The organism is Flavobacterium sp. ZE23DGlu08, assembly GCF_030505335.1.
GTDB lineage: Bacteria > Bacteroidota > Bacteroidia > Flavobacteriales > Flavobacteriaceae > Flavobacterium > Flavobacterium algoritolerans.
On sequence record NZ_CP130045.1, the window covers coordinates 3732096 to 3751966 of the forward strand.

General features: G+C 33.7%; 24 protein-coding genes, 3 pseudogenes and 1 riboswitch. Of the genes and pseudogenes, 7 read left to right on the plus strand and 20 right to left on the minus strand.

Annotation, left to right across the window (positions count from 1 at the left end):
* Positions 1-192 precede the first annotated feature (192 nt).
* Both Q1W72_RS16280 and Q1W72_RS16285 read left to right on the plus strand, forming a co-directional pair.
* A complete protein-coding gene (locus Q1W72_RS16280; RefSeq protein WP_302136468.1) occupies positions 193-603 on the plus strand; it encodes a response regulator in 411 nt (136 codons plus the stop codon).
* A 233-nt stretch (positions 604-836) separates the two neighbouring features.
* Positions 837-1657, plus strand: a pseudogene (locus Q1W72_RS16285) (IS1595 family transposase); the annotation flags it as partial.
* 1078 nt (positions 1658-2735) lie between these two features.
* Here Q1W72_RS16285 and Q1W72_RS16290 read toward each other — a convergent pair.
* Positions 2736-2885 (minus strand): hypothetical protein, encoded by a 150-nt coding sequence (locus Q1W72_RS16290; protein WP_302136470.1) that lies wholly within the window; start codon positions 2883-2885, stop codon positions 2736-2738.
* A gap of 175 nt (positions 2886-3060) precedes the next feature.
* Here Q1W72_RS16290 and Q1W72_RS17055 point away from each other — a divergent pair, with 175 nt between their 5' ends.
* Positions 3061-3237, plus strand: a complete 177-nt coding sequence (locus tag Q1W72_RS17055) for a hypothetical protein (protein WP_367881687.1) — start codon at positions 3061-3063, stop codon at positions 3235-3237.
* Here Q1W72_RS17055 and Q1W72_RS16300 read toward each other — a convergent pair.
* From Q1W72_RS16300 to thiS, 8 genes are all read right to left on the minus strand, one after another.
* Positions 3234-3944 carry a HesA/MoeB/ThiF family protein gene (locus Q1W72_RS16300; protein WP_302136472.1) on the minus strand — a complete coding sequence of 237 codons (711 nt, stop codon included), beginning with the start codon at positions 3942-3944 and terminating at the stop codon, positions 3234-3236. The two genes, Q1W72_RS17055 and Q1W72_RS16300, sit on opposite strands and share 4 nt — an antisense overlap.
* 36 nt (positions 3945-3980) lie before the next feature.
* The gene (gene thiH, locus Q1W72_RS16305; protein WP_302136474.1) at positions 3981-5102 is read right to left on the minus strand and encodes a 2-iminoacetate synthase ThiH; all 1122 of its coding nucleotides are present in this window, start codon (positions 5100-5102) and stop codon (positions 3981-3983) included.
* Between the two features lie 91 nt (positions 5103-5193).
* Positions 5194-5964: a thiazole synthase gene (locus tag Q1W72_RS16310; RefSeq protein WP_302136476.1), complete on the minus strand. Its 771-nt coding sequence runs from the start codon at positions 5962-5964 to the stop codon at positions 5194-5196.
* On the minus strand, positions 5951-6589 hold the full coding sequence (locus tag Q1W72_RS16315; RefSeq protein ID WP_302136478.1) for a thiamine phosphate synthase: 639 nt from the start codon (positions 6587-6589) through the stop codon (positions 5951-5953). The genes Q1W72_RS16310 and Q1W72_RS16315 overlap by 14 nt, the downstream gene beginning before the upstream one ends.
* Positions 6582-7334, minus strand: a complete 753-nt coding sequence (locus tag Q1W72_RS16320; protein WP_302136480.1) for a hydroxymethylpyrimidine/phosphomethylpyrimidine kinase — start codon at positions 7332-7334, stop codon at positions 6582-6584. The genes Q1W72_RS16315 and Q1W72_RS16320 overlap by 8 nt, the downstream gene beginning before the upstream one ends.
* Entirely contained in the window at positions 7307-7918 is a 612-nt protein-coding gene (locus Q1W72_RS16325; protein WP_302136482.1) for a thiamine phosphate synthase, read from the minus strand. The genes Q1W72_RS16320 and Q1W72_RS16325 overlap by 28 nt, the downstream gene beginning before the upstream one ends.
* 67 nt (positions 7919-7985) lie before the next feature.
* Positions 7986-9809 carry a phosphomethylpyrimidine synthase ThiC gene (gene thiC, locus Q1W72_RS16330; RefSeq protein ID WP_302136484.1) on the minus strand — a complete coding sequence of 608 codons (1824 nt, stop codon included), beginning with the start codon at positions 9807-9809 and terminating at the stop codon, positions 7986-7988.
* 105 nt (positions 9810-9914) lie between these two features.
* Entirely contained in the window at positions 9915-10121 is a 207-nt protein-coding gene (gene thiS, locus Q1W72_RS16335; protein WP_302136486.1) for a sulfur carrier protein ThiS, read from the minus strand.
* 63 nt (positions 10122-10184) lie between these two features.
* Positions 10185-10280, minus strand: a riboswitch (TPP riboswitch).
* On the opposite strand from thiS, the gene Q1W72_RS16340 reads away from it, so the two are divergent.
* Together Q1W72_RS16340 and Q1W72_RS16345 are read left to right on the plus strand one after the other, a co-directional pair.
* Positions 10275-10481 carry a hypothetical protein gene (locus tag Q1W72_RS16340; protein ID WP_302136488.1) on the plus strand — a complete coding sequence of 69 codons (207 nt, stop codon included), beginning with the start codon at positions 10275-10277 and terminating at the stop codon, positions 10479-10481. Its footprint overlaps the riboswitch before it by 6 nt.
* A gap of 83 nt (positions 10482-10564) precedes the next feature.
* The gene (locus tag Q1W72_RS16345; protein WP_302136491.1) at positions 10565-10915 is read left to right on the plus strand and encodes a hypothetical protein; all 351 of its coding nucleotides are present in this window, start codon (positions 10565-10567) and stop codon (positions 10913-10915) included.
* A gap of 354 nt (positions 10916-11269) precedes the next feature.
* On the opposite strand, the gene Q1W72_RS16350 is transcribed toward Q1W72_RS16345, so the two are convergent.
* The 10 genes and pseudogenes from Q1W72_RS16350 to Q1W72_RS16395 form a co-directional block, all read right to left on the minus strand.
* Complete coding sequence (locus Q1W72_RS16350; RefSeq protein WP_302136492.1) at positions 11270-11461, minus strand: hypothetical protein; 192 nt, start codon at positions 11459-11461, stop codon at positions 11270-11272.
* Between the two features lie 6 nt (positions 11462-11467).
* Positions 11468-11803 (minus strand): hypothetical protein, encoded by a 336-nt coding sequence (locus Q1W72_RS16355; protein WP_302136493.1) that lies wholly within the window; start codon positions 11801-11803, stop codon positions 11468-11470.
* Positions 11804-12172: 369 nt separating this feature from the next.
* Positions 12173-12406, minus strand: a complete 234-nt coding sequence (locus Q1W72_RS16360; protein ID WP_302136495.1) for a hypothetical protein — start codon at positions 12404-12406, stop codon at positions 12173-12175.
* A gap of 343 nt (positions 12407-12749) precedes the next feature.
* On the minus strand, positions 12750-13037 hold the full coding sequence (locus tag Q1W72_RS16365; RefSeq protein ID WP_302136497.1) for a hypothetical protein: 288 nt from the start codon (positions 13035-13037) through the stop codon (positions 12750-12752).
* Positions 13038-13711: 674 nt separating this feature from the next.
* Positions 13712-14049 (minus strand): annotated as a pseudogene (locus Q1W72_RS16370) (helix-turn-helix domain-containing protein).
* Positions 14050-15159: 1110 nt separating this feature from the next.
* Complete coding sequence (locus tag Q1W72_RS16375) at positions 15160-15318, minus strand: hypothetical protein (protein WP_302136499.1); 159 nt, start codon at positions 15316-15318, stop codon at positions 15160-15162.
* Between the two features lie 131 nt (positions 15319-15449).
* Positions 15450-15851 (minus strand): response regulator, encoded by a 402-nt coding sequence (locus tag Q1W72_RS16380; RefSeq protein WP_302136501.1) that lies wholly within the window; start codon positions 15849-15851, stop codon positions 15450-15452.
* The gene (locus Q1W72_RS16385) at positions 15844-16203 is read right to left on the minus strand and encodes a hypothetical protein (protein WP_302136503.1); all 360 of its coding nucleotides are present in this window, start codon (positions 16201-16203) and stop codon (positions 15844-15846) included. The genes Q1W72_RS16380 and Q1W72_RS16385 overlap by 8 nt, the downstream gene beginning before the upstream one ends.
* A 299-nt stretch (positions 16204-16502) precedes the next feature.
* Positions 16503-16943, minus strand: coding sequence for a response regulator (locus tag Q1W72_RS16390; protein ID WP_302136504.1), 441 nt, complete (start codon positions 16941-16943; stop codon positions 16503-16505).
* A gap of 2 nt (positions 16944-16945) precedes the next feature.
* Positions 16946-17722 (minus strand): ATP-binding protein, encoded by a 777-nt coding sequence (locus Q1W72_RS16395; RefSeq protein WP_302136505.1) that lies wholly within the window; start codon positions 17720-17722, stop codon positions 16946-16948.
* A 47-nt stretch (positions 17723-17769) separates the two neighbouring features.
* Between Q1W72_RS16395 and istB the strand changes: the two are divergent.
* Positions 17770-18332, plus strand: a pseudogene (istB, locus tag Q1W72_RS16400) (IS21-like element helper ATPase IstB).
* Between the two features lie 54 nt (positions 18333-18386).
* The gene (locus tag Q1W72_RS16405; protein ID WP_302136507.1) at positions 18387-18563 is read left to right on the plus strand and encodes a hypothetical protein; all 177 of its coding nucleotides are present in this window, start codon (positions 18387-18389) and stop codon (positions 18561-18563) included.
* A 35-nt stretch (positions 18564-18598) separates the two neighbouring features.
* Here Q1W72_RS16405 and Q1W72_RS16410 read toward each other — a convergent pair whose 3' ends face one another.
* A complete protein-coding gene (locus Q1W72_RS16410) occupies positions 18599-19849 on the minus strand; it encodes a type II toxin-antitoxin system HipA family toxin (protein ID WP_302136508.1) in 1251 nt (416 codons plus the stop codon).
* Between the last annotated feature and the right edge of the window lie 22 nt (positions 19850-19871).

A 19871-nucleotide genomic window follows, 5' to 3' on the forward strand; every position in this document is an offset into this window, starting at 1 on the left:
CCGTTGGGTGTAATTATTAAAAACGTCAGTTCTAGTGTTTTTTGTTCAGTAAAGTGGAATAAAAAATGTATCGAGAACCATTTTTAATATCTTTTGACCTAAAGTATAATAAATAATGGTATTAAATTCCATTCAGGTTCAGTCGAAAAAAAAACGTAACAAACTTTATTATTACACCGAAAATTTAAAACCATGATAAACGAATTAGAACCAAAATTTGAAACGGTAATGATTATTGACGATAATATGATAGATATTTATATCTCATCACGCATAATATCCAAAAATAATTTTGGGAAAAAAGTATTAAAATATTCGGATGCAAAAGAGGCACTAAAATATTTGCAGGAAAATGAGGAGAACATTCTCGTGCTACCGCAGATAATTTTTGTCGATATATACATGCCTGAAATGTCGGGATTTGAATTTTTAGAAGCCTTTGATAAATTATCCCCCGCTCTAGTAAATCAGTGTAGAGTATACGTTGTTTCCTCAACCATAGATGAGGATGACATTGCCCTCGCAAACGGTAATATAAATGTAGTTAGCTTTCAGGTAAAACCCATCAATAAAGAGTTTCTTGACCGCATTATTGTTGACTGAATACCCGTTTCCTCCATTTAATTCTAAAATTTGAAAATTTATTTTAATCTTTAAAGTTTTAGAATTTTTCTATATCCTGAATGCACCAGCAACGTCAATTTTGAGTAATATCATCGGATATAACAGAATCACTTTAACCTTTTAAGTTTTTTTAACCTTCTGCTCAAAAACTGCTTTGTGAGGTGTCCTGATAATTACTTATAATTTTATGTATATTTAAAATATGGAAAAATTTGACAAGAGAAAGTATTTTAGAATTTATCGATAAGTTCAAAACGGATTTAGATTGTTTAGAATATTTAGCAGAAATAAAGTGGAACGAAGGTTTTAAATGTGTAAAATACAATCACTCAAAATTGACTATTCACAAAAGAATTTTACAAGGGATTGTAACGCTTGCCATGATATTGAAATCCCGATTTTAGATACTATTTTTCACAGAGTTCGATTTGGTTTGAGAAAAGCATTTATAATTGTTTTTGAGATGAGTGCAACCACAAAGGTTTCTCTATAAAACAAATAACAAAACGATTAAAAATCAGTAGAACTACGGAAACTAATTTCATTAAAAAAGTTAGAATTAGTATGGCAAGTAGTGCTTCACAGCCAGTGATTGGTCAAGTTTTTGTTGATGAGTTTGTTTTTGGTGGTAATGAAGAACTCAAGAATGGAAGGAGCAAGGCTACAAAAAAAAGAAGTTGATAATCGCCATTGAAACAAATGATACTGGCGGAATCAAAAGAGTATATTTTGACCAACTTGAAGATTATTCGTTTAAAGAAATAGGCAAAATATTTGATAAACAGATTTCTAAATCGGCATCAATAAAAAAATACAAATGTATTGGTTATTATCCATTAAAATAGAGTTTGATTTGAAACAGATTAAAAGCGACAAAGGCAAATATTCAAAAGAATTGCACACTATAATTCATCAAGTAAAATCTTGGTTGAGAAGTACATTTTCTTAGGTTCATAAAGAGCATATTTAGAAGTGTTTAGGTGATTTTAGCTATTGAATCAATAGGTCGATTTACAAGGAAACATATTTAACCTAACTATTAGAAAGAATGATGAACACTCAAAGATTTTATATTAGAATATTATAGTAAATAAATAAATAAATAAATAAATGAACACCTCAAACTGCTTTAAAGACCAATTATTCCTTATGACGGTCACTTATTAATTTACATTTTATAAATTACAAGTAAACACTAATTTAGTTCTTTGAAATTGCTATTGATTTTGTAATTATATTATTAAAAATAATCTAATATAAAAAAATAACCTCCGAAAAAACCAAAATATTAATTGTCGAATCCTTTCAAACAAATATTGAATTGATTGCACAAGAATTAGAAAAAGGATTAACTCATAATAGTTTTGAGATTGCTAAATCTAAAAAAGAGTTCAAAAAGAAGTTGCTAATATATAAAGCTGATCTTATACTTTCTAATAATATATTCACCTCCTTTGATGGTCTGTCGATATTTTAAAGTAAAAAAAAGCTGGCACCGCAAACCCCTTTTATTTTTGTTTCCTATCCTGCCATGGAAGAACATATAATTGAATTTTTCAAAAATGGCTTAACTGATTTCCTATTGAAGGTCAATTTAATCAGTTTGCGAACTATAATAGAACGGACACTTCAAGATATTGCAAAGAACAAAAAAATGTAGCCTCTAATCCAAAAGAGCAATTCCGTATCCAAGAATTATAAAAAAACGAAAACCTTTCCTATCATAGCAATACATTACTATAAAATAGTTACATTTTTTTTGCTTCTTAGTCGACCAAACGATTCCTTAAAATTGCTGAACACCCTATTGCACGGTGATAAAAACTTTTTTTTTAAAATCCCTTTTTAAAAATTTTATTAACTGGAATAACGCATTCTAATTATTGATTTTAAAATTTTAATCTTTAAAGTTGTAGAATTTTACTTTTGTTACCTAGAATAAAATTTCGAAAAAACAATTTTAAATGCCAGTTATCCCTAATGGGAGACAGTTGTAACTTATCGTTTTTTCCTTAAAAAAAATCATAGTTAATTTATATTATAATTTGATATTAGTTAAGCCTCACCAATTAAATTTTAATGGTATTTATGAAAAAAACTATGTATATTCCTTATAAAACAATCTTAATTACATTATTCTTTACCATTTCTGGTACCACTGCCGCTTTATGCGAAACACCGCCATCACCTGCAGGTTTAGAAGAACCACCAGCACTAGAGATTGATTTATATCTGATTCCAATGATTATTGTAGGGACCATATTCTCATTTTTTGTTATTAGAAAAAACACTAGACCATAATTTAAAAAGCCATTAATTAGTATTAAAGCCTATTTTAAACTCCACCAATTTGGAATAGTAAAGTCGGTTGAGGTTTAGTAAAACGATCAATTGGTTGATGGAATCGATGTGGGAAATACATTCTGTAGAGAAAGTATGTTTTTGATAGTTTCCAATGCTTCCAAAGTTGCTTTTATCACTTTGGTAAAACAACTCAAAAAAGACAATTATAGCTTGTTGGATTGCCAATTACATAATGAATATATGAAAAGTTTGGGTTGCCGCGAAATTGCGAGAGATGCTTTTATGCCAATTTTGAAAACTGAACACTAAAACCGCAACTTTGTAAAACTCCAATTCAAAGTTGAAAATAATACCAATTCATTTTCCAACGTTGGCAAATCCATTATCAGTTTCAAGGTTTCATGCGCCATCATCGTGCCGATGATTCCGGGTAATGTGCCCAACACACCATTCAAATTACAATTGGGAACATCCTTTGGATTAGGCGGTTCTGGAAATAAATCCCGTAGGTTTTTGCTTCCTTTGTGATTGAAAACTGCCAGTTGTCCTTCAAATTTAAGAATACTACCGTAAATCAAGGGTTTTCCTAAAGTAACACAAGTGTCATTTACCAAATAACGGGTTTCAAAATTATCGGATCCATCCACAATACAATCAAAATCTTGCATAATTTGAATAGCATTTGCGGAGGTTAGTTTTTCTTCGAAAGTTACAATAGTAATCAAAGGGTTTAAGGTTTCCAAAACTGATTTTGTAGTTGTAGCTTTGTCTTGACCAATTTGACTCTCAGTATATAAAATTTGACGGTGTAAGTTATGAATTTCAATTTTGTCAAAATCTACAACGCCTATAGTGCCAACTCCTGCGGTAGAAATGTATTGTAATATGGGGCAACCCAATCCGCCAGCACCAATCACCAAAATTCTTGCTTTTTTAAGTTTTTCTTGTCCTAAATCGCCTATTTCGGGTAACATCATCTGGCGATTGTATCGTAAATAATCTTGAATTATGCTCATATTATATTTTAGAATTCAGATTGAAAATATAGCTTTTCAATCCACGGTGTTTATTAAATAAGGATTGTCTTTCCAAACAGGTTCGTATCCTTTGGTACTAATTATTTCGGCAATTTCTTGAGCCGAGCGTTCGTCACTAATCTCAAATTGTTCTAACGATTGAGGATCCACTACGTAACCACCAGGATTGGTTTTGGATCCCGCACTCATACTGGTAACGCCAATCGGAATAATATTATTTCTGAAGTTTTCGCTTTCACGGGTCGAAATCGAAATCTCCAAATCCTCATTCCACAGTCTGTAAGCGCAAATGAGTTGCGTCAGATCTTTGTCGTCCATAATAAAATTGGGTTCGATAATTCCTTCGGCGGGACGTAATCTTGGAAAAGAAACCGAATATTTAGTTTGCCAATAGTTTTTTTGTAAATAATCCAAATGCAAAGCGTTGAAAAAACTATCGGTTCGCCAATCTTCCAGACCTAATAACACCCCCAAACCAATCTTGTGAATTCCCGCTTTCCCAATCCTGTCAGGAGTTTCCAATCGAAAATCGAAGTTGGATTTTTTACCCTTAGTATGGTATTTTTTATACACTTCCTGATGATAGGTTTCTTGATATACCAAAACCGAATACACTCCAGCTTCGTGTAATTGCAGATATTCTTCGGTTGAAAGTGGTTGCACTTCGACCGAAATGGTTGAGAAATCTTTTTTTATTTGGTCAATCGCATTTAGAAAATAATGGATATTTACAGTATAATTGGCTTCTCCAGTGACCAATAATACGTGGTCAAACCCCATGGTTTTTAAGGCTTTAACTTCCCGTTTTATTTCAGCATCCGATAATGTTTTGCGCTTGATTTTGTTGTCCAGACTAAATCCGCAATAGGTGCAAATATTTTGGCATTCATTGCTCAAATACAGCGGAGCATACATTTGGATGGTTTTTCCAAATCGTTTTTTGGTCAATTTGTGACATTCTTGTGCCATTTGCTCCAAATAAGCTGCCGCAGCTGGTGAAATCAAAGCAATAAAATCATCTAGGTTTCTTTTGTTTTTTGCCAATGCTTGTTCGACTTGTTTGGTGGTCGTTTGGTGTATTTTGGTTTGAATGGCTTCCCAATTATAATCCCCAAAAACTGATTTGAATGTTTTCATTTTTCTGTTTTTTTACCGCAAGGTTCGCAAAGTTTTACGCAAGGGACATAACAAATAGCTTTGCGAACCTTGCGGTTAATAATGAATTCCGTTACTCATATAAAAAAGCTGTCAATGGGCTGGAAGCAACTGCTTGTTTGTATTGTTGTCCTAGTTTTGCTTCAAATGCTTTTCTTCCAGCTATTACAGCTTCCTTAAACGCTTCTGCCATTAATTTAGGATTTCCGGCTACAGCAATTGCGGTGTTTACCAGTACGGCATCGGCTCCAAGTTCCATAGCTTTGGCCGCATCAGATGGTGCGCCAATACCTGCATCAATTATGACAGGAACTTTACTTTGTTCAATAATTATTTCTAGGAAATCTATAGTTTTTAATCCCTTGTTACTTCCTATCGGTGATCCCAATGGCATTACCGCAGCCGTTCCAGCATCTTCTAAATGTTTGCACAAAACGGGATCTGCATGGATGTAGGGTAAAACAATGAATCCTAATTTTGCCAATGCCTCCGTTGCTTTTAGGGTTTCTATGGCATCTGGCATTAAATATTTTGGGTCGGGATGAATTTCAAGTTTTAACCAATTGGTTTCTAAAGCTTCTCTGGCGAGTTGAGCTGCAAAAATAGCTTCTTTGGCATTTCGTGCTCCCGAAGTATTAGGTAATAAGTTAATTCGAGGATGTTTTAAGTGATTTAAAATAGCGTCAGTATCTGTTTCCAGATCAATTCTTTTTAGCGCTACGGTTACCAATTCACTTTCGGAAGCCAGAATCGCTTCTTCCATTTCTCTGTTGGATCCAAATTTTCCAGTTCCTAAAAACAGCCTAGATTCTAGCGTTATGTCTCCTATTTTAAACAATGCCATTGCCATATAATTTTTCGTTAAGTTGTGTGATGAGTTTGTGTTTTTGGTTGCTTTGGGTAATGATTGCCGAAACAGCAATGCCATGAATACCTGTTTCTAGTAGCGAATCTACATTTTCTAGCGTAATGCCCCCAATAGCATAAATTGGGATTTCGATATTTGCGGCTTTCAATTGAGCTCTAATAGAACGGTAGCCGTCAAGTCCCAAAATTGGACTCAAATTGTCTTTGGTTTTGGTAAACTGAAAAGGACCTAAACCTATATAATCACATCCATTTTGAATGTGATTTTGAATAGCTGAAAAAGTATTTGCCGTAGCTCCAATGATTTTTGTATTGCCCAAAAGTACACGAGCATCCTTAATTTTCATATCGTCTAACCCTAAATGTACGCCATCGGATGCTATTTTTAGGGCAACATCTACTCTGTCGTTAATGATTAATGTTGCTTTGTAGGATTCGCAAAGCAATTTTATTTTTTTGGATAAAACATTAAAATCCAAATCGTTACCGTTTTTGAATCGCAACTGAATCCAAGTGCAACCATTGTCCAGTACTAGTTGAATGTTATGCAATTGTTCTTGAACGGTATTTCCTTGTGAGATGTATTGTAGCTTATTATACATGATAGCCTAGTAGAGTTGAGTTAGAAAACAAATAATTTTCGGTGTATGTTTTTGCGTTTTCGCAAGCGGTTTTCAGGGTTTGTTCCAAAGCCAAATTTGCCGTGATCGCTGCCGAGAGTACGCAACCCGAACCGTGTTTTTCGAACAGTAAAGTTTCTTTTGGCATAAGCCGACAAGCTTCTTTTTGGGTAAACAAATAATCAACACCAATTTCGGTTGGATTATGCCCGCCTTTTAGTAAAACAGAACAATAATGGGAATATGAGCTTGCAATGGAATCCGCATTTTTTTCTTCGAGATTAAATTGTCTGATTTCATTGAAATTTGGAGTAATCAAATCGATTTGCTTTAAAATATCGATTAAAATTTGTTGGTTCGAAAGGGTTAAAAAATCAAATTCGGTTGAAGATTTCAAAATGGGATCCCAAATGATTTTGATAGTTGGCGAATGTTTTTTTAGAAAAAGAATGATTTCATTCAAATAACTCAATGAGGGTACAATGCCAATTTTAACCACTTTAACAGGGTAGTTATTCAAAAGTGTTATTATGCATTCTACGACGAAGTCAATAGGAGTCCAATGTATTCTGTAAAACTCCTTTTCGGTTTGTATGGTATTTGCCGTATTGATGGCAAATCCATATACTCTATGTTGCTCAAAAGTTTTGATGTCTGCCAAAACTCCTGCGCCACCCGAAGGGTCGAATCCAGCTATAGTTAAAACGATTGGGCAATTTTCTGACATGATTTAAAATTTTCAATGGGATTATTTTGATTCCAAATGGTTCCTAATAGCGCTATATTGTCAAAGCCATTTTTTAATGTTTGGCTTACGTTTTTTGATTCTATTCCGCCCAAAGCGATGAGTTGCGTTCTAAAATTCTCTCTTTTTTTTATTTCTTCAAATAAATCTGTTTTCGAAGTATAGTTTTCTTTGGATATACTCGGATAAATTGGACTTAAAAAGGCATATTCAAAAGTGTCGTCCAGAGAATTGAAATCTTCAATAGTATGGACTGAACTCGATAAATAAAATCCTTTGGTTTTGTAATAGTCAAATGTCAATCTACTTGGCAACATCAGTGTTGCTTTTCGTTTGCTTTCGCTAAAATGAATGCGATTAATACCTAATTCTTCGGCTAAATCATAATAATTGTGTAGAACCAAACGCTCCCTATAATGTGGATTAATTTGAGATAGAAACTGCCTTATTTCATACTCTCCAAAGCTTGGTTTTCGAATATGAAAAAGTATCATTCCTTCCTCAAAAAGAGAATGGATGATGTTGATTTCGTTAGCTACTGAAATAGGATTTGAAATTACAATCATTGTTTAGGTTAGAGGTTAGAAGCGGGAGTGAAGTTCTAAAATTTTCCACTTCTAACTTCTTATTTTGTTAAATGTATATCTCTTTTCCTTGTTCAATAAATTCCACTGACTTCTCTTGCATTCCTTTTTCGGCCTCGGCAACATCACGGATTTCCTGTGATATTTTCATAGAGCAAAATTTAGGACCACACATAGAACAAAAGTGAGCCACTTTGGCACCGTCTGCGGGTAAGGTTTCATCATGGAATTCTCTGGCAGTATCAGGATCTAGAGATAAATTGAATTGGTCTTCCCAACGGAATTCAAAACGGGCTTTGCTCAATGCATTGTCGCGATATTGCGATCCAGGATGACCTTTGGCTAAGTCTGCAGCGTGTGCGGCAATTTTATAGGTTATCACTCCGTCTTTTACGTCTTTTTTATTGGGCAAACCAAGATGTTCTTTTGGTGTTACGTAACACAACATGGAGCAACCATACCAACCAATCATCGCAGCTCCAATAGCAGAGGTGATGTGATCGTAACCAGGCGCAATATCTGTTGTTAATGGGCCTAATGTGTAGAACGGAGCTTCGTCACAATGTTCTAATTGTTTCTCCATGTTTTCTTTAATCATGTGCATTGGGACGTGACCAGGACCTTCAATGAATACTTGTACATCGTGTTTCCAAGCTACTTTTGTAAGTTCTCCTAGTGTTTCCAATTCGGCGAATTGTGCAGCATCATTAGCATCGGCAATAGAACCGGGACGTAAACCGTCTCCCAAAGAGAAAGCCACATCGTATTGTTTCATGATTTCACAAATATCTTCAAAATGGGTATAAAGGAAGTTTTCCTTGTGGTGGAACAAACACCATTTTGCCATGATAGAACCACCACGGGAAACAATACCCGTAACACGTTCGGCGGTTAAGTGAATGTAACGCAATAATACTCCAGCATGGATGGTGAAATAGGAAACTCCTTGTTCTGCTTGTTCAATAAGGGTGTCGCGAAACACTTCCCAAGTCAAATCTTCGGCGATTCCGTTTACTTTTTCTAGCGCTTGATAAATTGGAACAGTTCCGATTGGCACTGGCGAATTACGAATAATCCATTCTCTGGTTTCGTGTATGTTTTTACCAGTAGACAAATCCATAATGGTATCGGCTCCCCAACGGCAGGCCCAAACGGCTTTTTCTACTTCTTCTTCTATAGTTGAAGTTACGGCGCTGTTTCCAATGTTAGCATTAATTTTTACCAAGAAGTTACGACCTACAATCATAGGTTCGCTTTCTGGGTGGTTGATGTTATTTGGGATAATGGCGCGGCCTCTGGCTACTTCGCTGCGGACAAATTCAGGTGTGATTTTGCTTTTAGGAGTGTGGGCTCCAAAACTATTTCCCTGGTGTTGGCATTGCATTGCTTTGGATTGCTCATTCAATTGTTCGATGCGTTGGTTTTCACGAATGGCGATATATTCCATTTCGGGAGTAATGATACCTTGTTTTGCATAATACAATTGAGATACATTGGCTCCTTTTTTGGCACGCATGGGTTTGTGCAAATATTCAAAACGCAATTCGTTTAATTTTTCGTCATTCAAACGTTTTTTCCCATATTCAGAAGAGATTTCAGTTAATTCTTCAACATCATTACGGTCCAAAATCCATTGTTCGCGAATGCGTGGTAATCCTTTTCGAATGTCAATTTCGATATTAGGGTCGGTGAATGGGCCTGAAGTATCGTAAACGGTTAGAGCTGGATTTTTTTCGATTCTTCCGTTTGACATTTTGGTGTCGGCCAAGGAAATTTCTCTCATGGCTACTTTTATCGGGTAAATTTCGCCATCGATATATACTTTTTTGGAATTAGGAAACGGGGTTTTTGAGATTTTTTCTTCGTTGTTCATATTTTATTAATTGAAAGATTTAATGATTATAAAATTGAAAGATTGAAGAGATGAATTTGATTAATATTTTAATCATTACATCTTTCAATCTTTAAATTAAAATATTTACCCACCTTGCGTAGCGGAAATGATGAGAATGTCGTCGGTTGGATTGAGGAAATGATTTTCCCAATTGGTTCTTGGAATGACGGTGGCGTTGATGGCTACGGCAATTCCGTTTTGTTTTTCGGGAATTTCTAAGTCAAGAAGTGCTTGTACAGTGAGACTGTCAAGGGCAAAATGTTTGATTTTATTGTTGATTTTTAGATCCATTCCTTTTTAAATTTAGTATAAGTTATACTTTAGGAATGCCTATAGGAGTACGCAATGGTACACGGAAGTCATCTTACTTTTCCCTACGCTAGTATTAACTAGATCAGGTTCAGAGGGTAAAATCTCAGCCTACAGTTGTAGACACCCCTAAAGTTGGAAACAAAAGTAGTGATTTTTTTTAGATTGCAGTTTTTTAGTCAAGACAAATTAGGGTATTTGGTTTTAAAAATTTATAATTCTTTATTTATTGCAGAAGATCCTAGAGATTATTCTGTATCAAGAGAAATAGATACAAACAATGGGGTAACAGCAGTTCTTTCTTGTGTAGAATCGAAAGGAGAAGTATTGAGGAGGAACTAAAGAATTTAAATAGAGATAAAATGTTAGGTAAAGGACGGAAAAACTTGACATTTAAAATATATTAACTCTCTTTATTGTTGATTATGAAAGCAATAGATAAAATAGTAGCTGAAATAAATCGAATAGATGCAGGAGATCTATTCGGATTTGATAATCTTGGATTAAATTCACATGAAGTTATTGCTGATTCTAAAGCATTAAGTAGATTAGTTGATAAAGGTGTTATCAGAGGAGGGGTGGAAAAGGTTATTTTTATAAGCCAAAAGTTTCCGTATTTGGAGAACAAAAAACTAAAGAAGATGTTTTACTTGCGCTTTGTTTATTTGACAAGAATAAACAAATTGCGTATTTTACTAGAACCAGATTGTATAATAGGGTGGTCAACATTACTGGAATTTGCAAATATACAACTGATTTGGATTTTCTTCTGGTAACTACCATAGAATTTAACAATATTTCCTTTTTTAATTGACTTCATAATTAATCCTTTATAATTTAGACTTGCTTAGTAAGTATATCAGAAATATAATTAATAGAATATAATTAATAGAATATTATTTAGTGCAATATATTGAACAAATTTTAAATAATTTTTATTGACGAAAATAGACTTTGTTTTTTAGTTCATTTTACGGTTTTCCATATTTTGAGAAAATAATTATTTAATTCCACACCATCTAGATTGTCTATAAACAATTGAAAATCATACAATTTAATCAATCCTTCTTTGTTTTCCGGTACATGTGCCAACTGCACAAAATTGATGTTTTGGTATAGGGATTTTTGTCCTAAATGTCTTGCATCATAATGAAAATTGCTTGTTGTAAAGTCTTTGTATCACAATACAAATTGTAATTTTTTAAAAACACTACAATGTCAAACTTTTGCGATAATTCATGATACTCCAGCGGTAAAAAATTGAGTTCACTGGCTTTTAATGTGATTTCATGGAATATGTAAGGATTGTCTAGACCTTTCATGATTTCTTAAATTTTTTCAGTTTGTTGGATAAATGCGGTGAATTTCCAGTTTTTAAATTGCGGCCTATTGTCGACTAAATTGATTACCTGTTCAAAGAAATAAGGATTGCCATTTGCGGTTAGTATTAGCTCAGATTTATTATTATTATTATTATTATTATTATTATTATTATTATTATTTGGGAAAACTAAAATGAAATCAATATCATTACAATAATAGTGGAGGTTCTGCTTTATCCAATAGCGGATTGCTTCTTGGTTTTTATGGGTTTCGTTAATTATGTTTTTGATGGGGAGTTGGTTATCTTGGATCCATGTCCAGAAATTGTTGATTTTTTTCATGAAGGGAAAGGTTTAATGTTTGAAAAGTTAATGCTGCTACAAGATGTAATTTTTAGTAAAAATGAATGGGTCTTTCTGCCGGATATGTTGTTTTTCTCGCAAAGCATTATCGTTTATCGCGGATAGTTTAGTTGCAAGTAATCAAATTCAAAAAATTACTCACACTATGTTATTTTTTTGTGGGTATTTTGATTTTGCAATTTATTTTCACTTGTCTGTTGCATGTCTGTCATATGCTATCAAATTGCATAATTCTCTCAATCTGCTGCGTACCCGATTTCCATAATGAGTTTCGATTTCTGAAGCTTAGAGGTTTGTAGTGATGTGAGTTTGGATTTTTTTTGTTGTGAAAATTTCATACCGACCTAATTAGATTTCTGCCATTACGTTGCATTCGTTTCCGAAATATTTTAGATTTTGCTCCACACCAAGATCATCGAAACAATACTTGAGAGCCGCTGGTTGTCCCCATTTTAATCTCAAATCCTTGCTGTATCTGCGGATTACTTCATAGTCGTCCTGAATAAATTCAAAGCTGATGTCTCGGCACGGTTTTACAGAAAATTTATGCAGTGTTTTTGTCAGGTGTTTCATTATACGCATAAGTGATGTTTTGCCACATTCAACGGGACCAGAAAGTAAAACCCCTTTGTTGAGGTTGATTCCATATTGAAAACAGGTTTGTTCATCTTATAGAAAATAGGCTGTGAGTTTGTAGATTATTGGATAATCATTTCAAGGATTTTGAAGTGATCGGCGTATAATTCTACTCCTTTTTTTCGAGCCAAACAATTATCTCTGAATAATTGTAATGGGTTTTTATTTCTGTTTCCATAACTTTAAAAATTAACTGTGAAGAGTGTAAATGTTTGGCTTGAGTTTGGCAAAGTGAGATTGCTTCGTTTCTCGCAATGATAAAACTGGATTAAAGTGGTTCTGAGTAGTCTTAGTCTGTTCTGGTGTTTAGGTGTTCTGAACGGTTTAGTGGTAATGTTTCAGTATTGTATTTATAATTATGGGAGTTCAATATCCAGTTTTGTGCTACGGCTTCCCAATCGATCATGGGTGTTTTTCCACCAACAAGCCAGCCGTTGCTCGAGAAATAATTGAAAAATTTATTGGCTTCGATTTCCGGAAAATTGTTTTCAAGGAAATAGAATTTTACTTTATCACTTGTTGGCTTCTCGACGCTCGTCTCTCGACTGCGCTCGTGATGACACGCTCGTGATGACACGCCAGAAGTTACATACTTTTCCTTTTTTGCGGAACTTTTTTCTTTTTGTTCTATATCAACATTTTTTTTAATATTATCTTCAATTTCAAAATTTTGTCCTTGCTCGCCTTCGTTTACACTCTTTAAATCGTTTGAAATGTTTGGTATGTTTGTTTATATAAGATACCAGTGCTTGTTCAGTGCCTGTGTCATTAGTAGTGCTGGACTTGTGCACAACTTATTCATTGACTAGTTCAAAAGCAGGTTCGTTTTTTGGTACTGTTATTGTTTCGCTTTTTGGAATTGGTTTTAAATTGTTTGAGAAATTGAAGAGGTAGACGTGGCTTCCTTTGAATGGATTGTTTGATGGTTCGTAGTTTATGTAACCTAATGAATGCAAATTTTTAAGGCACTTATGATAGATAGCTTTAGAACTGATTTTGTTAATTCGCATTAACTCATCCCGAGAGATACTGATTGGATTTTTGAATCGGTTGTAATTTCAGAATTGAAACAACGACATATACAAACTTATGTGTGTTAGATTGAGCGCTTTGTCGATCGCTACCTTTTGAAAAAATCCTGTTAGGTGTTTTATGTAATTCATTTTGTTAATTAATAGTGTCTCTCGATTACGCTCGAGATTAGGTTGATAGTTGAATGAGAATTAGATTGGTTCGTTTGTAATAATGAATTTACTTCAAAAGGGTAGGGAGGGCGTGCACTTTATTTCCATTCAGAAGTTTATCTATGCCACTTTGGTCGTAATATATATTGCCGCCAATTTTGGTATATGTCAATGTTCCATTAATTGGAAGGTTTTGTAATGTACCCGATGAAATGTTTAGTAGTTTTCGGACTTCATTGGAATTGAGCCATTGTTTCTGCTGTAGTGGTTTGAATTGAATGATTGCTTTTAAATAATTAAGAAGAAGACTGCGAAATTCTTGTTTAAGTCTTCCATTGTAATTAATTGCTCAGAATACATTCTGTTTTTGTTGGAAGGGGAGGTGCTGGTCTTTTCAAGTGCCATAACGTATGTTTTAGTTTGTTATGGCACAAAAGTGTTGGTTTCGATTTGTTTTATATCACAAGTGGTTCACAAGTTGTGATAGAAAAAATGGTTTTTTATTTTTAAGTGGTGTAGGTTATTGACTTATTTTGATTAATATAAATGTTGGGTTTTTATTGTATTTTTTCTTTTGTCTTGATACAAGAGAAACAAAAAAATCAAGCCTGAATATTTTTACACCAAAATTCATCGGACAAATTTCCCTATCGTGACGCCAGCGGCTCGTGTTTCACAGTCGACTCGCGGGTCACTCCCTGCGACCAACGCTTAAATTCTTATCGTGATTTTTTAGTTTAAAAATATAAGGGACTTTTTACGACTAGTGAATAGTTACTAGTGAAGAGATTCTTTTTTTTTTAGCTCCCTTAACTTTTATTACTACTTGCTGAATTTTAATTGTCAAGCCTGTAGTAGTCGTGCGGAACATTTCCTAAAGCGAACGGTAAAATATTTACCATGATTTGTAGTTTTTAAAATAATTTAGGCCGTTGGTTGCAATTAGTTTTTAGCCCTAATTGTCGTCAGTTAAAGTGATTTTCGTTGGGAAATTGTTTCAGAAACAAGATGATTTTGAATTAAAAATGGTTCTCGATATATTTTTTGCTAAGTTTTACTCCACAAAAAAACTACCAATAACGTTTTTTAACGGTATGATATTTTGGTTTCCAGTAATTATAATTTTCTTTTTTGGTTGATCAAAAAAGAAACAAAAAATCAAGTCTGCGCAACCTTATCGGTCTAATTAGTTTTCGAGTGCTAAAAGAGGCAGCACTCGCTGCGCTCAAACAGCTTTTCTTTTTACGCATTCTTCAAACATTTGACACTCGTCTGCGGATGCTACTGACGTTTGGGTCTGGTAAATATTAGCGAGTTGGCTAAACAGATTTAAAATCTTAAATGTCATCTTATATTGCTTTTTTTGGAATAAAATTTATGCCTTGAACTGACGTTTTGAATAATTATACCTAACAGGGTATAAGAGTGAGTAGAGCTGATTTTTTCTAATGATTTTTGAGTGTATAAAAATCACACAAAAAAAATATTTTTAAGTGTTGACTGCTATTGATTTGTTTAATTCCGTACATAAGTAGCTAGGGGATATTCCTGAACGGGATTTAAATGGTCTTGTGAAGTTTGAGTAGAACCAAAGCCAGCTTCGTATGCAAGAAATTTGTTTTTGTAAATACGGTATTTATTGTCTCTTTTAAGCAATTCTATGATATGATACATTGAAATTTGGTACAACAGAAAAAGGAGACATTCTGCTTTGGATTATGAAACTAATGAAGAATTTAACGATCAAATTAATTATAAAAATGTAGCTTAACTTAGATTCTGTTAACAAGTCGCTAAAATTTTTGTCAATGTATAGTATTAATATTAAAGTTCAATATTTCTGCAATATCAACACTGGTTAATGGTTTATGGTAAAATTTTTTCACAATTGAATATTGTTTAGCCCTTTCAATATCTACTTTGTCTATTGATGATGATAAAATATATAGTGTTATATTTTGGTAATCATTAAACTGTTCTGATTGTATTTCGTCTAAAAATCCCCACCCATCTAATACAGGCATATTTAGGTCCAAAAGAACAATACATTCGAAGTGATTTTCTGGACGCTCAATTAATCTTTCCAAACCTACTTTCCCGTCTTCGCATGGAATTATTGTCAAAGTAGAATCTATTTTACTCATCATCTTTTCAACAATTAGGCGAACTAATTGGTCATCATCTATTATCAATATCGTCTTACTCATTGTTTTTATTAAAAAATTGAATTTCTTGAGCTTCTTCTGTTATTTTTTTTACAATAGCATCCATTTCATCGGATGAAACTCTTAGTTGCTTTAACCAAAATATCAGCTCTTCTATATTTTCTTTTTCGGTTTCTATTAAATTGATGATGCCCAATATTCTTGCTAAGGGAGCTCTCACTACATGAGATTGCGTCCATGCAATATTTCTGAGTTTTTCATTTTGTAATTGAATATGTTGAATATAAAAACTTCTACTCAATGCAAATTCTATACTTTTAAGAAGAATTGCAGGTGATATTTCATCTTTTATCAAATAATCTTCGACACCTAATTTTAGACTTTCTTTTGCCAATGATAATTCTGCATATCCGGTTAGAATAATTACAGGAACTAGAAGCTTTATTGAAAGTACTTTTTCAATTAATTAAATGCCTGATTTGTCAGGTAAATGTAAATCAAGAAATATGAGATCAAAATTGAAATCAGGTTTTTTTTTTAAATTGAATGAAATTATCAAATGTCTTACATCTGATTATTTTCACAGTTTTGTACGCTTCAATCAGGTAATCTTCTATTAGCACAAAATCTCCATCATTATCTTCTAAGACAATCACAGATAAGCATTTTCCTGAATTTTGTTCGTTGCCCATTTTATTTAGTTAATATACTTAACTGTAACCAAAACTCTTCAATTTGTAGTATTGCTTTCATAAATTCTTCCATTTCTAAAGGTTTTTTTATGTAGCTATTACAATAGTTTTTGTATGCCTTATCAATATCTGTTTGGTTAGAGGAAGTAGTGAGCATAATAACAGGAATTTTTTTTAGGATCTCATCTTGCTTAATCTCCTGTAAAACTTCAAGCCCATTAAAAATGGGAATATTTATGTCTAACAAAATTATATCCGGTCTTTTAGCATCTGCAAACTCCCCTTTTTTGTTTAAAAAATCCAAAGCTTCTTGGCCATTTCTTGCCACACTAACTTTTGTTTCAAATTTGCTCTCCTCAAAAGCATCAAGTGTAAGAAGTATATCTCCTTCGTTGTCTTCTACAAGAAGGATATGTGCTAATTTTAAATTCTTGCTGCTCATAATTATTTAAGTTGTTTAATTTTTAATATTGTAAAGTAAAAAGTAGAGCCTTTATCTTTTTCGGATTCAACCCAAATTTCACCTCCCAGAAATTCAATGCTTCGCTTTGCAATTGCTAGTCCTATACCATTGCCATCGTTTTCTTTTTTGTTTTGTAATCGTTGAAAAATGATAAATATTTTATCGTAAAATTGTGGGTCAATTCCAATACCATTGTCTTTTATGGCAAACTGCCAAACATTTTCTTTTTCTATGTCACTAATTTCAATACGTGGTTGTTTATTTTTTTCCACATATTTTAAAGCATTGACAAGTAAACAATGAAAAATTTGTGTTAATGGAGCCCGATGGGTTTCAATAGATGGCAATCCATCAAAAATTATAGCAGCCTTTTTCTCAGCAATGAATTTTCTTCTGAGTTGATTATATTCAGAAACTATTTCATTTAAGTTGATTAATTCATTTTGATCGGTTTGTTTGTTTGCTCTTGAATAAAGTAATAAATCCAAAATAATTTGCTTCATCCTTTTGGCTCCGTCTGTTGCAAAATGAATGTATTGTAGCCCCTTTTCATCTAAACGATCAGAATATTTCCGTTTCAATTGATCCATAAAACTTGAAATCATTCGCAAAGGTTCCTGTAGATCGTGGGAAGCAATAAAGGCAAATTGTTCAAGTTCCTCATTAGAACGCTGCAATTCTTTTGATTGAATACTTAGTTTTTGATTAATAGCCAACAATTCTACTTCGTGATGCTTTTTTTCAGAAACATCAGTCATAGCACCTACCATGGGATGAAAGGCACAATCGTCGTATTGCGCGCAGTATCACCAATGCCCGATTCCATTACAAATCAAATATTGAGAATATCAATTTTGACCAAACCCGTAATCTTGACCGAAACATCGTACTGCGTCTGGCAGAATGCGAATTTGTAGAGAAAAATGAAAACATTTTAATCACGGGGACTACCGGTGTAGGTAAGAGTTATTTAGGCACAGCATTAGGTTATCAAGCCTGTATACAAGGTTTTAAAGTGAGTTATTTTAATACCTCGAAGCTGTTTGCTAAATTAAAATGGACAAAGCAGATGGTTCTTATCTGCGAGAATTGGCCAAAATTGAAAGGCAAGATGTTATTATTTTGGACAATTTTGGACTCCAAGCATTAGATAGTCATAACCGAATTACTCTTTTAGAAATCATTGAAGACAGGCATAATAATGGTTCTATAATTGTAACATCACAAATCCCAGTGCAAGGTTGGTATGACATCATTGGAGAAAAAACCATAGCTGATGTAATTTTGGATAGGCTGATACATCAATCTTACCGAATCGAACTGCACGGAGAATCTATGAGAAAGAAAAAAATCATAAACAAGGGATAATATTTTAAGTATATTTGAATACTAATTAACAGATGAAAAAAAAAGTAGTTTTTAATGAAAAATGGAGGTGGTCATTTTGCTCCGGAATTAGGTGGTCATTTTGAATTGGAATCAGGTGCTCACTTTAAATTGGAATTGGGTGCTCAATATCACTGGAATTTGCACCTTATCATCTTAATGATTCTTCCATTTAGACTTAAATGGCTTAATTATGTTTTTGGATTTCTTTGATGTTGTCTTGAATCATAATTACTCTTGTTAAATATCTAAACGTGGAATGCTTTCTCCATCAATTCTCGTTCGCTTCTGGGGATTCCTATCTCTTTAGCTATTGTTCTCCAGTTGCTTGTTACCATCAGCACTTCCTGTATAATGGTTTCCATTTGTTGTTTGTTGAGACGAAAATATTCTCCGACATTTTTTGCCAATTCAAAATCAAGATCATTGTTATCGGTGTCTATGTTTAAGGCTAAACCGTCTTTGTCGATAGAGGGATTCAGGTCGTAGGCCGGGGATAGTATCCAGCCTTCATTGGTTAGTATGAATCCGTGATTTCTTAAATGGTCATCTGTGTTGGAAATGGCAATATTGAAGATTATTCTGCGCCATAGCTGGTGTAGATTTGCTTCTATGTTTGTGCCATAATTGCTTATAAATTCAGCAATGTCCAGATAACTCGCGTGATTGTCACGAATTGTATCTTCATTATTCGCTGTCATGGTCATTGCAGAAGCAAAGTGAATTCTTTCTCCGTTTTCCCGGTCAAAACGTTTTGTAAAAAAGGTATGGTAGTTACCCATTATTTTTTCTATTCGGCATGGCGCCATTTCTATTCCGGCATTTATTGCCAGTTGATAGGCTAGAAATTCCCAAGCTGCTTTATCTGTTGTATCTGTTTTAGATGGAAATTTGGCAATCCAAAGACTTTTATCGGCATCCAAGACATTGGCTTTTGGTCTTGCTCCACCTAATGAGGAACCGGGTACCATTAAAACGGATAACCATTTTTTTACTTCATCATTATCATCGTCATTTTCAAAATTAGCCGCTGCGTTTTGCAATTCACGAATGGATGACCATGGTGGAGTAGAAGCTGTTTTATTGTTGTCCAGAAAATCTCCCTCGGGGTTTGTTTTAAAACGCAATGCTCCCATACGGCTTTCATCGTATACTCCTAAAAGAAAATCAATATCGTACAGCGTTTTAGGTTTTTCATTATTTTCTCTTGCTAACTGAGCCTCTCTTCGTTTCATTAGTGTACGTCCCCAAGTGTCGGGCATACTGTCTAGAAATATGCCAAAGTTTTCTTTCTGGTTTGGGTATTGTGGACCACCGTATAATTGAATGTCCGGGTCGAGTATAAATTTTTGTTCTGATTTAAGCCACTCGTTATCGTATTTAAAGCAGAATGTTTTTTTACTTTTGGCTTGTTGTGCCGATAGTATACCAATGATTTTTGGTTCAGACATTTCTTTCCAATGTGCGTAAACGTATATGTCGGTTTTGTTGGTGGACATTAGGAATGGTTTTGGTTTTTGA

Excerpts from the sequence above, each read along its gene's own strand:
- Q1W72_RS16390 (WP_302136504.1), bottom strand. The coding sequence starts at position 16,943 with ATGAGCAGCAAGAATTTAAAATTAGCACATATCCTTCTTGTAGAAGAC.
- Q1W72_RS16375 (WP_302136499.1), bottom strand. The coding sequence starts at position 15,318 with ATGTATCATATCATAGAATTGCTTAAAAGAGACAATAAATACCGTATT.
- Q1W72_RS16345 (WP_302136491.1), top strand. The coding sequence starts at position 10,565 with ATGAAAGCAATAGATAAAATAGTAGCTGAAATAAATCGAATAGATGCA.
- Q1W72_RS16410 (WP_302136508.1), bottom strand. The coding sequence starts at position 19,849 with ATGTCCACCAACAAAACCGACATATACGTTTACGCACATTGGAAAGAA.
- Q1W72_RS16320 (WP_302136480.1), bottom strand. The coding sequence starts at position 7,334 with ATGTCAGAAAATTGCCCAATCGTTTTAACTATAGCTGGATTCGACCCT.
- Q1W72_RS16325 (WP_302136482.1), bottom strand. The coding sequence starts at position 7,918 with ATGATTGTAATTTCAAATCCTATTTCAGTAGCTAACGAAATCAACATC.
- Q1W72_RS16290 (WP_302136470.1), bottom strand. The coding sequence starts at position 2,885 with ATGGTCCCTACAATAATCATTGGAATCAGATATAAATCAATCTCTAGT.
- Q1W72_RS16395 (WP_302136505.1), bottom strand. The coding sequence starts at position 17,722 with ATGACTGATGTTTCTGAAAAAAAGCATCACGAAGTAGAATTGTTGGCT.
- Q1W72_RS17055 (WP_367881687.1), top strand. The coding sequence starts at position 3,061 with ATGTTTTTGATAGTTTCCAATGCTTCCAAAGTTGCTTTTATCACTTTG.
- thiC (WP_302136484.1), bottom strand. The coding sequence starts at position 9,809 with ATGAACAACGAAGAAAAAATCTCAAAAACCCCGTTTCCTAATTCCAAA.
- Q1W72_RS16280 (WP_302136468.1), top strand. The coding sequence starts at position 193 with ATGATAAACGAATTAGAACCAAAATTTGAAACGGTAATGATTATTGAC.
- Q1W72_RS16360 (WP_302136495.1), bottom strand. The coding sequence starts at position 12,406 with ATGCGTATAATGAAACACCTGACAAAAACACTGCATAAATTTTCTGTA.
- Q1W72_RS16300 (WP_302136472.1), bottom strand. The coding sequence starts at position 3,944 with ATGAGCATAATTCAAGATTATTTACGATACAATCGCCAGATGATGTTA.
- Q1W72_RS16350 (WP_302136492.1), bottom strand. The coding sequence starts at position 11,461 with ATGAAAGGTCTAGACAATCCTTACATATTCCATGAAATCACATTAAAA.
- Q1W72_RS16355 (WP_302136493.1), bottom strand. The coding sequence starts at position 11,803 with ATGAAAAAAATCAACAATTTCTGGACATGGATCCAAGATAACCAACTC.
- Q1W72_RS16310 (WP_302136476.1), bottom strand. The coding sequence starts at position 5,964 with ATGGCATTGTTTAAAATAGGAGACATAACGCTAGAATCTAGGCTGTTT.
- Q1W72_RS16405 (WP_302136507.1), top strand. The coding sequence starts at position 18,387 with ATGAAAAATGGAGGTGGTCATTTTGCTCCGGAATTAGGTGGTCATTTT.
- Q1W72_RS16380 (WP_302136501.1), bottom strand. The coding sequence starts at position 15,851 with ATGAGTAAGACGATATTGATAATAGATGATGACCAATTAGTTCGCCTA.
- thiH (WP_302136474.1), bottom strand. The coding sequence starts at position 5,102 with ATGAAAACATTCAAATCAGTTTTTGGGGATTATAATTGGGAAGCCATT.
- thiS (WP_302136486.1), bottom strand. The coding sequence starts at position 10,121 with ATGGATCTAAAAATCAACAATAAAATCAAACATTTTGCCCTTGACAGT.
- Q1W72_RS16315 (WP_302136478.1), bottom strand. The coding sequence starts at position 6,589 with ATGTATAATAAGCTACAATACATCTCACAAGGAAATACCGTTCAAGAA.